The following is a 12721-nucleotide window of genomic DNA, read 5'->3' as shown; positions in this document are numbered from 1 at the left end:
ACCGTCGAGGTATGAAGCACGCGCTTGTGGTGTACGAATCGATGTTCGGCAACACCAAGGAAATCGCCGAGGCCGTGGCGGAAGGGCTGCGTGCGACCATGACCGTCGAGGTCGTCGAAGTAGGCTCCGCTCCGGTCGAACTGGGTGACCAGGTCGGGCTGCTCGTGGTCGGAGGCCCGACGCACGCGTTCAGCATGAGCAGGCCGAGCACCCGTGCCGACGCCGCCACCAAGGGAGCGGACGCGCAAGCGGCCGCGGGCACCGGCTTGCGGGAGTGGGCGGAGCGGATCGGGAAGGGCTCGGTGCACCCGCCGGTGGCCGCGTTCGACACCAAGGTCAAGGGGCTGATGACGGGCTCCGCTGCCCGCGCCGCGATCAAGCTCTTCCGCCGCGCCCACTTTCCGCTACTCCTGGCAGCGGAGAACTTCTACGTCGACGGCACAGTGGGCCCGCTGCTCGAAGGGGAGCCCGGCCGTGCGCGGACCTGGGGAGCCAAGTGCGCAGCCGAGGTGGGGTAGGCGGGCACGCCCGCACCGTGATCGCCGGCGGCGGTGTGAGCGGGCTCAGCCTCGCCGCGCACCTTGCGGTAGCTGATCATCGACACCCCGTCGTGGTGGTCGACGACGGCTCGCATCCGTTGGACGACAGGACGTGGGCGTCTGGTGGGATCGGCCCGGCCTGCTGGTCGGTGCCGCTTCGCGGTGGTTCGAGCGGATCCGTGTGCACGCGAACGGTCGGACAACCGTGATTCCGATGGGTCGCTACGGGTACCGAGTGGTCCGCGGTCGTGATCTGCGAGAGGTGGTGCGGCGGTACACCGACCCGTTGCCACAGTTCACCTTCCACCGCGGTCATGTGGAACGGATCGATCAGAACGGGATCGTGGTGGACGGCAACCACATGCGAGCCGGGTGGGTGTACGACAGCGTGATCGGACCCGAGATCCAGCCACCCGTGGACGCACGGCTCAGCTTTCGGGGGTGGCATGTGCGCAGTGAACGAGCGGCGTTCGATGCGGAGGCACCGACGTTCTTCGACTTCCGCACCTCGCAGCGGTACGGGGCGAGCTTTCTCTACGTGCTGCCTTTCGACGCCCACCACGCACTCGTCGAGCACACGTCGTTCACCGCGCCGGGCGCGTCTGTACCGCCTCGCGCGCAACGGGAAGCGCTCGCCGACTACCTGACCGACGTCGTCCGCACAGGCGGCCACGAGATTGAAAGCGACGAACACGCTGTACTGCCGTTGAACGCAGGACAGGTACTGCGTCGCAGGGGAAACGTGCTGACGATCGGCGCAGCGGGCGGCCTGCTGAAGTCTTCGACGGGATTCGGGTACCAGCGGATCCAGCGAGACAGCGAAGCGATCGCAGAGTCGTTGCACCGCAGAGGTCATCCGTTCGCCTTGCCTGAACCGTCCCAGCGATTCCGTATGTTCGACGCGGTGCTGCTGGACGTGGTCACCCATGACCCGGCGCAGCTGGAACGTGCCTTTGGCGCGTTGTTCCGCTTCCAGACCGCGGAACCAGCGCTGCGGTTCCTGGACGAGGCCACGACGCCGCCGCAGGAGTGGCGGTTGTTCGCCGGAATGCCGGCGCCGGTCTACCTCGCCGCTGCTGGACGCAGGCTCAGTTCGTGACACCCCGGTGCTCGGCGTTGTGCTTGACGGTGCGCAGGACCGCGCGGCTGATGATCGACACGGCCGGTGTGCTGATGCGCCAGTAGCGGCGGAAGTTGAGCCAGGCCTGCGGATCGGTGAGCTTCACGCGGATCTCGGAGGTGACCAGCGTGCGTCGTTCCCCGTACGGCTGCGTCGTGAACGACCACACGACCTTGCCGTATCCCGGCTTCGCGAAGTCCAGGAAGTCCCGCGGCTCGCAGGGGAACCACTTCACGACCGGGCGCCAGAACTTTCCGACCGCGCCGAGCACGATCTCGTGGCCCGGGTTCTCCCCGAGCACCATCCAGTCGGTGCCGGCGTCGAGGTCGTCCCACGTCAGCCTGGTGCGCTCCCGAGGCGGGCCTTGGGAGCGCGCACGCCAGCGTTCCGGCACTTCGCGGAACCACACCGCGAACGCCGCGACACCTCCGCGCAGCTCGGTGAGGTCCAGCTCACGCAAAGACCTCCAGGCAACTGCGGGACTCGCGTCCACTAGCAGGTGGTCGACACGCCCGAACTCAGGCCTGGGAGCGAACCGGTCGGCGAGGAGAGGGGACGGCGACTCGGCCATGGTGTGCCTCCAGAACCGGTTGGTGCACCACGAGAACAGGACACGGCGCGTGGTGGAGTGCCGCCTTGGTCACGGTACCGCTCTCGTGCGTGTCACCGGAACCGACGACGATCAGATCAGTGTCGGTGCACCGGGCGATCGCCTCATGTGGTTGCGCACGAACCATCACGGCGTGGTGCTGGAAACCGTCGAGCGCCGCGGCCGCGCGAGCGAGCACGTACGTGTGGTCGGTGTTGATGCCGCTTCGGACCGGAGATCGCGGTGCGGCGTGAAGGATTCGCAGCATCGCGGCGCGTCGACGTGCGAAGTCGGCTGCGTGCCGCACCACTCTGCCGTCCCCAGGGCCGCCGCTGACCAACGCGGTGACGCGGCGGTACTGGGCGTCGATGGCGGCAGGTGTTCCGCGAACGACCACTGTGTCGCACCGGGTCGTGGCCAGCAGCGGCAGGACGTGACCACCCAGACCGAGCGCGGAGCTGCCCGGACCCCGATAACCGACGACCACGAGCTGGGCGTGGAAGTCGTCCTGCGGGCGGTGGATCTCGAGGCCGGTGCCGAGGAGCTGTGCGTGCGCGGCGGCCCAGCGCAGCACGTCCTCGTCACGTCTGGCGCCGTCCTGGATGATCACGACTGGTTCCATACGTCGACAATGGTTCGTTGCATCCGTCTGGAGCAGGGCGGGAAGTGTCGACTGCGCCAGGACCAAAGTCCCGGCGGCGCCGGGACTGCCGCCCGCTGCCCGGCTGCACCGTGGCCGGGACCGTGGTCAGTGTGGACACCTCACTGACTTTTCTCGGCGCGACCGGCACCGTGACGGGCAGCAAGTTCCTGTTCGACACCGGCCAGTCCCAGGTCCTGGTGGACTGCGGGCTCTTCCAGGGGCTCGCGCCGCTGCGTCGCCGGAACTGGCGCACACCGCCGCTCGACCTGGACCGCCTCGACGCCGTCGTACTCACCCACGCACACCTGGACCACTGCGGCTACCTGCCGGTGTTGGTCCGGAACGGCTGGCGTGGACCAGTCTTCGCCACAGAGGGCACTGCGGATCTCGCGTCGATCGTGCTGACCGACAGCGCGCACCTGATGATGGAAGAAGCACGGCAGGCCAACGAAAGCGGCTGGTCCAAACACACGCCGGCCCTGCCTCTCTACGACACCGACGATGCTGAACGTGCGCTGAAACTGTTCCGGCCATTGGACTTCGGTGCTGGACTGCGCATCGCGTCGGCTGTCGACCTGGAGTTCGGACGGGCCGGGCACATCCTCGGCTCGGCCTGGGCACACCTGAGGTTGAACGGCCGCACCGTGGTTGTGAGCGGTGACCTGGGCCGGAACGCGCACCGAGTGCTGCTGCCGCCTCAGCCGCGGCCCGACTGCGACGCGTTGCTCATCGAGTCCACGTACGGCGATCGTCGCCACGACGACGCCGCAGCCGTCGACACGTTCGCCGCGACCATCCGCCGCACGGCCGCGCGAGGCGGCAGCATCCTGATCCCGGCGTTCGCGGTCGACCGCACCGAGGTGATCCTCGTCGAGCTCGCCCGGCTCACGCGCTCCGGCGAGATCCCGGACCTGCCGGTGTACGTGGACAGCCCGATGGCGCTGGCCTCGCTGCGGGTCTACCGCCAGGCGATCGCCAAGAGCCGGCCGGAGATCCGCCCTGAGCTCGGCCGCGGTGAGGACGCGTTCGATCCCGGCCGGTTGTCCGAGCTGCACACGGCGACCCAGTCGATGCAGGTCAACGACCCGCGCCAGCCGTCGATCATCATCTCCGCCTCCGGCATGGCCACCGGTGGACGGGTGCTGCACCACCTGAAGTCGATGCTGCCCAATTCCAGGCACACGGTGCTCGTGGTCGGCTACGCCGCTGCCGGCACACGGGCGAGACTGCTGGTGCAAGGGGCTCGGGAGATCAAGATCCACGGCCGGTACGTGCCGGTGAAGGCCGACGTTGAGGTGATCGAGGCGTTCAGCGCCCACGCCGACGCAGACGAACTGGTCGCGTGGGCTACCGCAGGCACCGCACCTACCACGACGTATGTGGTGCACGGTGAGTCGGAAAGCGCGGCCGCGCTGGCCCAGCGGCTCGAGACCGAACACGACTACACCGCCGTGGTACCTGCTGACGGAGAGAAGGTGCTGATCTAGAGCCTGGTCCTGCCAGCGGTGCGGGCACAGCTAGCAGGACGCGTGCTCGCCGGAGTCGACCATCAGCTCGGCGACGGAGCGCCGAGGTGTCGCCGGAACAGGAGTGCTGAACCCCATCCGCAACACGGTCTGCGGCACCAGGACGCCACCGAGCGCACGGCGCAGATCATCACGAACGCGCTTGACCTCGACCGGCTGCGACATGAAGGACGCGGACAGCCCGTGCGTCGTCGCCGTGAGCAGGACGCGCTGCATCGCCTGTCCTGCCTGCAGGTCGCTTAGCGGGCCGTCGTAGAACGAGCAGAGGACGACGACCAGCGGGTCGGACTCGTAGTCCTTGCCGGTGTGGCGCTCGGGGCCCTGGAAGTCGCGGAAGACCCATTCGTCCTGCGTCTCCGGGCGCACGCCGGCCGAGGCGGGCGGCACGCCGTCGGTCGCGCCAGGACGGTGTCCGGTGAACGCCGCGATCTCGGCTTGCACGGACTCGTCGCCGAGCTGGATCTCGTGCGCCTGCTGGACGAACCGCTTGAGCCGGGCACGTTCCTGCGGGGTGGTGACGATGTGGAGCCAGGAGCGTTCCAGTTCGGCTGCCCGCACCAGCGCGTGACGCTGGCGAGAGTCGATGACGCCGTCGAGGAACGGCCGGCGGTTGGTGCGTCGACGCGGAACCGCGTCGAGCAGAGTGCGCTGCTCGTCGTCGATCTCGAGCGTGCCTCCGCGCCGCACCACGGCGAGTGCGCCGGGAGCGTCCTGGCCCGGCAGCATCGTCACCAACGGGCGCACGCCCGCGCTTTGCAAGGAGAGACGCAGGTTGTACAGGGCCGCACCGCAGGACAAGCGCAGTTCGCGGCCTTCCGGGTCGGTCGCGGCCAGCTTGCGGTCCGGGTCCGGGTGCAGCTCGATCCGGTCGCGCAGGACGCGGAACCGCCAAGGCTGCGTGTTGTGCACGGACGGAGCGAGCGAGGCGGCCCTGAGCGCGCGCTCGATCTGCTCGGGCCCCAGCCCCAGAGCCGCCGTCACTTGTGCCATGTCTTTCACCCCGTCGTGTTGCCTGGTGGAACGTGTAGTCCCACTTTCTGCGCGGCTACCGGGTGGTCCCACCGTCGAAGGTCCCGATCTGGCCGGGACAGGTTGGCGACGACGCCACAGCGTGGAAGGCTTGATCCATGGTGGAGCCCGAAGAGAGACCGTCCCGAAGCCTGCTCGGTGGGCTGCGGCTGGACGAGTTGCTCGACGAGATGCGCGACCGGCTCGCGGAGATCGGGTCCACGAGGGACAAGATGCAGAGCCTGCTCGACGCGGTGCTCGCGGTAGGCGCCGGCTTGGAGCTGGACTCCACCCTGCAGCGCATCGTGCAGGCGGCTGTTGAGCTTGTGGGAGCCCGCTATGGCGCATTGGGCGTGCTCGGTTCGCGGCACAACCTCTCACAGTTCGTCTACGTCGGCATCGACCCCGAGATCCGCGCGCACATGGGCCACCTGCCCGAGGGCAAGGGTCTGCTCGGTCTGCTCATCAAGGACCCGCGGGCGATCCGCCTGCACGATCTGAGCGAACACGCCGCGTCGGTCGGCTTCCCGCCCAACCACCCGCCGATGCACAGCTTCCTCGGCGTTCCGGTGCGGGTGCGCGACGAGGCGTACGGCAATCTCTACATGACCGAGAAGATCGACGGCGGCGACTTCACCGCCGACGATGAGGTTGTGCTGGAAGCGCTGGCCGCGGCGGCCGGCGTTGCGGTGGAGAACGCCCGCCTTTTCGAACGGTCCAGGACGCGGGAACGGTGGCTTGAAGCGACAGCGGAGATCAACGCCCAGCTCCTGGCCGGAGCGACCGCCGAGGACGCGCTGAGGTTGATCGCGCAGCGAGCAGTCGAGCTGGCATCTGCCTCGTGGGCGGCGGTACTGCTGCGCGACGGGAAGGAACTCCGCAGGGCGGCGTTCGCAGGAAACGAGACAGTTCCCGATGTCTTCTCCTCCGACGACGCCCAGGTGCTCGCGCAGGTGCTGGACACGGCCGCACCCGCACTGATCGAAGAAGTGGACGGCCAGCTCGGCGAACTGCCCGCCCGGACAGGTGCCGCAGTGGTGCTGCCTCTGCGAGCAGGCGCCACGGTGACCGGCATCCTGCTCGCTGTCCGTGACAAGGACACGGCCGCGTTCCCCGCGGATCTCATGCCCTTGCTGGCCTCGTTGGCCGACCAGGCGGTGGTGGCGATCGAGTTCGCCGAGAACCAGAGCGCGAAGCGCCTGGTCGACGTCCTGGAAGACCGCGACCGGATCGCCCGTGACCTGCATGATCACGTGATCCAGCGATTGTTCGCCACCGGGATGAGTCTGCAGGGTGCGTTGACGTGGGTGACTCATCCGGAGGCGCGCAGGCGGGTGACGAAGGCGGTGAACCAGCTCGACCAGACGGTGCTGGAGATCCGCACGTCGATCTTCGACCTGCAGGCGGACTCCGGCGACACCGGTCTGCGGCGGCGCCTGCTCAACATCGTCGCCGAGATCACCGAGGGCGCCGAGCTGAGTCCGGCGATCCGGATGTCCGGCACGATCGACAGCCTGGTGCCCGACTACATCGGGGAACACGCCGAAGCGGTGGTGCGCGAGACCGTCACGAACGCGCTGCGCCACGCGCGGGCGACTGAGCTGACGCTGACCGTCGAGGCGGGCGACGCGCTGATCATCACGATGGTGGACAACGGCGTGGGCATGCCGCCCGACGTCGCGCGCAGTGGGCTGCGAAATCTGGAGCAACGCGCCATCGAGCTGAACGGTGCGCTCGCCGTCGCAGAGGAGCCTGGCGGCGGCACGCGGGTGACGTGGCGGGTACCGCTCGACTAGGGCTCAGCCGGTCTCGTTGTCGTGGGTGGGCCTGCGCAGCTGCGAAGCCAGCACGGCGGCCTGGGTGCGGCGTTCGAGGCCGAGCTTGGCGAGCAGGTGCGAGACGTAGTTCTTGACAGTCTTCTCCGCGAGGAACATCTTGTCCGCGATCTGCCGGTTCGTCAGGCCGTCGCCGATGTAGTCGAAGACGGTCCGTTCCTGCTCGGTGAGAGCGCGGACCGGATCGCCCTGCTCGCGTTCGCGGCGGATGCGGTTGAGCAACGCGGCGGTCGACCTGGCATCCAGCAGTGACTGTCCGGCCGCGACGGTCTTCACCGCCGTGGTGAGGTCGGTGCCGAGGATGCGCTTGAGCACGAACCCGGACGCGCCGGCCATGATCGCGTCGAACAACGCCTCGTCGTCGGTGAACGACGTGAGCATCAGGACGTTCAGCTCCGGCATGCGGGACCGCAGCTCGCGGCACAGCTCGATGCCGTTGCCGTCGGGCAGCCGCACGTCGAGCACCGCGACGTCCGGGTTGGCCGCGGGGACCATCGTGAGCGCCTCGGTGACCGAGGCGGCCTCGCCCACGACCTCCAGGTCGGGGGAGGCGCTGAGCAGTTCCCTGATCCCGACCCGGACGACCTCGTGGTCGTCCACCAGGAAGACTCGCGACACCACCGCAACCACCTCTCTTCGATCGTTTCGAGATCACGATCTCTCAGCCGGGCTGCCGCACACAGGGACCAAAGACCCTGTCACCGGGAATTCAGAGTCGTCCGGACCCGCTCGAACTCCTCGGCGTCGATCTCGCCCCTGGCCAGCCGCTCCTCCAGTATGCGGGTCGCCGAGCCGACGCGCGGGACTCTCCGCAGCAGCACGACGACCAACGCCACCGCACCACCCCAGAACAGCACCATCGTCAGCGCCATCATCGCGAACCCGCCCCAGCCCATCGGGGTGCCGTAGTACCCGTACATCCTCATCGCCTCCCTGGCATGTCGCATTCAGGTTCTTCCGGCGGCACGACCGCGCGGAGAGTCCAAGTGCCCGACTCTCGTGAGCAGGAGCGCCCTGTCCGCACGAGGGTGTGCGGCGGAATGGTCGAGACATGCGATGGAACCCGGCAGAGGCAGCGGAAATCGTTGAAACGGCGACCAGCGCGCCCGTGTACAGCACGGCCCGGCCTTGGCGCCTGGAGTTGCACGGCAGGTCGGTCTACCTGTTCGAGGCGGGGGAGCGGTCCGAGCACGACCCGCTCGGGTTCGACCGGCTGTTGTCGTGCGGCGCCGCTCTGGAACACGTCGTGCTCGCGGTCCGGCACGCAGGATGGCATCCACACGTCGTGTTTCCGACCGACCGGGCCAGCCCTGACCTGCTCGCTGTGGTGCGTGCCGACCGCCGCGAGCCACCGGACCCGCAGGACCTCGAACTGCACCGCGCGATCCGGATGGCCGACGGGACCGGTGGAGGTGACGTTCACGCGTTCGGACGCGCGAACCACTGGGCAGGCACAGAACTGCGCGCGCTGAACGAACACGAGCTCGTCGTGCTCACCACCGGCGACGGCCGCCCTGACCACGTACGGGGTGGCGCGGCGCTGCAGGCCGCGGTCCTGGCCGGACGAAGCGCGGGCGTGGCGGTCCGGCCCGTCGTGCACCTGGTCCACCGGCCCGAGTGGCGGGCGGGCCTGATCGAACGGCACGAGCTCGCCGGCTTCCCGCAGGCGCTGGCGATCGTCGGTGCGAAGGGCCCGGTCGGCACGGGACCAACGACAGCGTCCGCCGCACGCTCGGATTCCTAGCGTTGATCCCGGAGAGGAGTTCCGCCATGCGAGCTCGCGACATCATGACCAGCCCGGTGATCACCGTGACACCGGCTTTACCGCTCAAAGGCGCGGCCGCGCTGATGGTCTCGCACGGGTTCACCGAGCTCCCGGTCGTCGACGACGACAAGCAGCTCATCGGCATCGTGACCGAGGCCGACCTGGTGCGCGGCGGATACCTGGAAGAAGGCGGAGCGGTGGTCGCCGACGTGATGACCACTCCCGCCGTCGCCATGGACGCCGCCGCACCGGCCGAGATGCTGGCCCGCGTGATGGTCGACGATCAGCGACGTTGCGTCCCGATCGTGGACGGCTCGACGGTGATCGGCGTTGTGACCCGCCGCGATCTGGTGCGCGCCATCGCCAGGGCCGACACGACGGTGACGGCGGACGTCCAACGAGTGCTCGACGTCTACGGCGGCGGTCGCAAGTGGACGGTCATCGTCCACGAGGGCGAAGCGGTGATCGGAGCGGACAGCACCGACGAGGACACCGAACGGGTCCTGACCGCGCTCGCCGACGCCGTGCCAGGAGTACTGCACACCCGAATTCTCGTGGGAGGACAACGATGAAGGCCCCATCCGCCCCGGTCGTGGTCGGTGTCGACGGCTCCGCCTCGGCCCTGTCCGCCGTCAGCTGGGCCGCACAGGAGTGCGCCCGTCACAAGGTGCCGCTGCGGCTCGTGCACGCCTATTCGTTGCCGACGCGCGGTTATCCCGAGGTCATCCTCACCGGCAACGAGATCCGCAACGCGATCGAGCAGCTGGGCCGCGAGAAGCTCGACGAGGCGACCGCCGCCGCGCGGGCAGCCGCACCGGACGTCGAGGTGACAACTGGAATCGCGTGTTGCGGTGCGTCCGCCCTGCTGATCGCGGAGTCCAAGGAGGCACGACTGGTCGTGGTCGGCTCACAGGGTCTCGGCACGGTGACCGGAATGATCGTCGGTTCCTCGGCCTTGGCGCTCGCGGCGCACGGCAAGAGCCCGGTGGTCGTGGTGCGCGGCGCCGCCGTGCCCGACGGGCCTGTCGTGGTCGGCGTCGACGGGTCGCCGACGAGCGAGGCCGCACTCGCGTTCGCCTTCGAGACGGCGTCGATGCGCGACGCCTCGCTCACCGTGGTGATGTGCTGGCAGGACTTCATGATGGAGAGCGCCTACTCGGCGTCGAGGTTCACCGTCGACTGGGGCCAGGTGGAAGCCGACGAGCGCAGGCTGCTCGCGCAGCGGCTCGCCGGGTGGCAGGAGAAGTACCCGGACGTGCAGGTGCACCAGGTGGTCGTGCGCGACCGGCCCGTGCGCGCGCTGATGCGGTACGGAGCGGAGGCGCAGCTCGTGGTGGTGGGTAGCCACGGGCACGGCGGGTTCGCCGGCATGTTGCTCGGCTCGACGAGTCAGGCCCTCGTCTACAACGCGCCGTGCCCGTTGGCGATCGTGCGGCCCGACTAGGCCGCGTTGCCCGCCGGCTTCCCCTTCGTCTTGGCGATGAAGGGGATGTCGGCGAACTGCAGCTCGATGCCGAGGCCGCGCAGTTCGTGGCTCAGCCGCAGCAGGCTGACCTGGGACAGGGTGAACAGCGTGTTGACGTCCCAGGCCCGGCCGGCGATGGCCAGCACGACGACCGTCGGCCGGTCGGCGACGTCACGGGAGCTGTCGAGCGCACGGACCTTGTCCCGCAGCTGTTGCATGGCCTGCGGTTCGAAGTACTGCGCCCACGCCGACACCTGGGCCTGCGTGTAGAGGTGGCTCGCCGCGGTCGCCCGGCCGAGCCACTTCATGTGCACGATCTCGTTGCCGGGCCCGAAGACGTCGGCGATCTCGAAGCCCCGCAGGTGCATCGGGGTGTAGGCGAGGCCGCGGTCCATGCACAGGTAGCCGGACTGCTTGGCCACCTTCCTGGCGAACTGGTGCTCGTCGTCGCGCTTGCCGGTCGGCACCCACACGGGGAACGTCAGCGAGCTCTTGTTCTCGAGTAGCGCACGGACCTGCTCGCGAACGCGCGCGACGGCTCCTTCGCCGATCTCGTACCACTTTCCCTGGTGCAGGGCGTAGGTCTTGCCTTCCACCACGGTCTGGAACGCCACCCACTTGATCATGGAGATCGGCCGGGTGAGCAGCTCCGCGCCCAGTTCGTCCTCGCAGGGCGCGAGTTCTGCCCTGCCCAGCACGTCCAGCCGGAACTGCTGGTCGACATCCACGAACGGCTTCACCAGCTCGTGGATCTCGAACCCCGGCGCCAGCACACGGGCGGCTGTCGGACCGACGCGGCTCGACGCGAACGACTGGGCCTGACCGATCTCCCGGATCGCGGAGGAGGGCCAGCAGACGCCCAGCGGCCCGAACCGGTCGTCGCCGCCGAGTGCTTCGGCGAACTGCTTCTCCAAGTCGGACATGACCGGGTTGCTGGTGCTGACGGGACGGATCTCGGCGATGTGGCGCAGCGGCGCGCCCGTGACGTCCTCGTCGACGATCGCGCAGATCGTGCGCAGGTCGGCGATGAACGTCTCGGGCGTGCGGCCGAGCTGGATGTTGAGTCCCCGTCCGGCCCGGATGTTCCACGTCCTGCCGTCAGTGGCGGTGTCGTAGGTCAGGCCGGACAGGTCGGCCGGCCCTTCGATGCCGGTGACGAGCTCACCCGCGGGTTCCAGCGGGAAGCCGGACATCGAGCTGCCCGAGGGGAACGAGACCTCCATGCCGCGTGCGGACACGTCGAGGAGGTTGCTGCGGATCGTGCGGACCTTGTCCGGGTCGATCCGCCTGATGCCGAAGTTGAGACCGAAGTCGTCATCGAGCAGCAGCTCGTCGAGCATGAACCTGCTGGAGGAGCCCCACGTGACGGCGCAGACCCACTCGTCGTCGATCTCGACGACGATGAGCGCGAACGGGGAGCTGCCCGCGAGGTCCAGGTTCTCGAGGTCCGACGCCTCCGTGAGGTGCCGGACCCAGTTCGGCTCGCCGCTGCTGCGGACGCCGGCGAAGACGTGGGTGCGGGTGCCGGCGATCAGGAGTTCGCCGTCGTACCTCACGTCGACGCCCTCGACGTCCTTGAGGTAGTCGCTGAGGTTCTCGTGCGTGGCCGGGAGGCGGTATACCGTTGCCGCCCCGGTCGGAAGTGCCCTGGGCAATGTTCTTCCTCGGAGTTCTGGGGACGACGCGGTGGAGATGGCGGATGCGTCGTCAGGCTGATACGGGCGCGCGGGGGAACGCGCGCAGCCGGACAGCCGTGCGGCAGGCCTGTGACGGTCCGATGTGGACAAATGGTGACGTCGCCCGTTTGGACGCGCACGTCACACGATCGTGACTGGTCCTGCGCGCCTGCGAAGCCCTAAACTCAGCGCGCGTTCTCCCGACTTGTTCTGGTTTCTGAGGCCAGGTTCTTGCCGGTGGAACTTCACGCGGCCTCCTGCTCGAACAGGGGGTCGCGTTTGCACGTCCAGGGCATGTTCGCCTTGGCCGTGATCCAAGGGTGGCATGCCCCACGTACCAACTTCGCCTCCGACACGCCTCAGGCCTTGAATGGTCGACGTCTTGCGCCAAGCGGCGAGCAGTGAGCGGTAGGGCCGAACTCGGTGGCCGCTGGAGCGATTCCGCAAATGGCTGGCGACAAGTGATGTCCACTTTATTGGCGGCTCGCCATGACAACCTTGTCGAGGGCCTTTATTGGACAAAAAGTGGTCATTCAGGATCGGTCAATTGTGGAG

At 68.5% G+C, this 12721-nt stretch carries 13 protein-coding genes; 7 read left to right on the top strand and 6 right to left on the bottom strand.

Annotated features, from left to right (window positions below; genetic code table 11):
* Window positions 1–11: 11 nt before the first annotated feature.
* Window positions 12–518: a flavodoxin family protein gene (locus PV646_RS19915; RefSeq protein ID WP_500343660.1), complete on the top strand. Its 507-nt coding sequence runs from the start codon at window positions 12–14 to the stop codon at window positions 516–518.
* A gap of 133 nt (window positions 519–651) precedes the next feature.
* Entirely contained in the window at window positions 652–1638 is a 987-nt protein-coding gene (locus PV646_RS19910) for a lycopene cyclase family protein (protein ID WP_500343659.1), read from the top strand.
* Here the strand turns inward: PV646_RS19910 and PV646_RS19905 are convergent.
* Complete coding sequence (locus PV646_RS19905; RefSeq protein WP_500343658.1) at window positions 1628–2119, bottom strand: hypothetical protein; 492 nt, start codon at window positions 2117–2119, stop codon at window positions 1628–1630. The genes PV646_RS19910 and PV646_RS19905 overlap by 11 nt on opposite strands.
* 58 nt (window positions 2120–2177) lie before the next feature.
* Window positions 2178–2870: a universal stress protein gene (locus PV646_RS19900; RefSeq protein WP_500343657.1), complete on the bottom strand. Its 693-nt coding sequence runs from the start codon at window positions 2868–2870 to the stop codon at window positions 2178–2180.
* 131 nt (window positions 2871–3001) lie between these two features.
* On the opposite strand from PV646_RS19900, the gene PV646_RS19895 reads away from it, so the two are divergent.
* The gene (locus PV646_RS19895) at window positions 3002–4378 is read left to right on the top strand and encodes an MBL fold metallo-hydrolase RNA specificity domain-containing protein (RefSeq protein ID WP_500343656.1); all 1377 of its coding nucleotides are present in this window, start codon (window positions 3002–3004) and stop codon (window positions 4376–4378) included.
* A 30-nt stretch (window positions 4379–4408) separates the two neighbouring features.
* Here PV646_RS19895 and PV646_RS19890 read toward each other — a convergent pair whose 3' ends face one another.
* Complete coding sequence (locus PV646_RS19890; protein WP_500343655.1) at window positions 4409–5407, bottom strand: Acg family FMN-binding oxidoreductase; 999 nt, start codon at window positions 5405–5407, stop codon at window positions 4409–4411.
* 137 nt (window positions 5408–5544) lie between these two features.
* On the opposite strand from PV646_RS19890, the gene PV646_RS19885 reads away from it, so the two are divergent.
* Window positions 5545–7221 carry a sensor histidine kinase gene (locus PV646_RS19885; protein ID WP_500343654.1) on the top strand — a complete coding sequence of 559 codons (1677 nt, stop codon included), beginning with the start codon at window positions 5545–5547 and terminating at the stop codon, window positions 7219–7221.
* 3 nt (window positions 7222–7224) lie between these two features.
* On the opposite strand, the gene PV646_RS19880 is transcribed toward PV646_RS19885, so the two are convergent.
* Both PV646_RS19880 and PV646_RS19875 read right to left on the bottom strand, forming a co-directional pair.
* Entirely contained in the window at window positions 7225–7881 is a 657-nt protein-coding gene (locus PV646_RS19880; protein ID WP_500343653.1) for a response regulator, read from the bottom strand.
* A 77-nt stretch (window positions 7882–7958) separates the two neighbouring features.
* Window positions 7959–8186 carry an SHOCT domain-containing protein gene (locus PV646_RS19875; protein ID WP_500343652.1) on the bottom strand — a complete coding sequence of 76 codons (228 nt, stop codon included), beginning with the start codon at window positions 8184–8186 and terminating at the stop codon, window positions 7959–7961.
* A 125-nt stretch (window positions 8187–8311) separates the two neighbouring features.
* Between PV646_RS19875 and PV646_RS19870 the strand changes: the two genes are divergently transcribed.
* From PV646_RS19870 to PV646_RS19860, 3 genes are read left to right on the top strand one after another with little or no spacing between them, the layout of a single operon-like run.
* A complete protein-coding gene (locus tag PV646_RS19870; RefSeq protein ID WP_500343651.1) occupies window positions 8312–9004 on the top strand; it encodes a hypothetical protein in 693 nt (230 codons plus the stop codon).
* 26 nt (window positions 9005–9030) lie between these two features.
* Entirely contained in the window at window positions 9031–9597 is a 567-nt protein-coding gene (locus PV646_RS19865; RefSeq protein ID WP_500343650.1) for a CBS domain-containing protein, read from the top strand.
* Window positions 9594–10469: a universal stress protein gene (locus PV646_RS19860; protein ID WP_500343649.1), complete on the top strand. Its 876-nt coding sequence runs from the start codon at window positions 9594–9596 to the stop codon at window positions 10467–10469. The genes PV646_RS19865 and PV646_RS19860 overlap by 4 nt, the downstream gene beginning before the upstream one ends.
* Here the strand turns inward: PV646_RS19860 and PV646_RS19855 are convergent.
* Window positions 10466–12145, bottom strand: coding sequence for a TIGR04141 family sporadically distributed protein (locus PV646_RS19855; RefSeq protein WP_500343648.1), 1680 nt, complete (start codon window positions 12143–12145; stop codon window positions 10466–10468). The two genes, PV646_RS19860 and PV646_RS19855, sit on opposite strands and share 4 nt — an antisense overlap.
* Between the last annotated feature and the right edge of the window lie 576 nt (window positions 12146–12721).

This window comes from Streptomyces sp. ID05-26A, from assembly GCF_033794685.1.
Lineage (GTDB): Bacteria > Actinomycetota > Actinomycetes > Mycobacteriales > Pseudonocardiaceae > Lentzea.
Note: the sequence above shows the minus strand (reverse complement) of the source record. Positions and strands in the feature narration are given on the sequence as shown.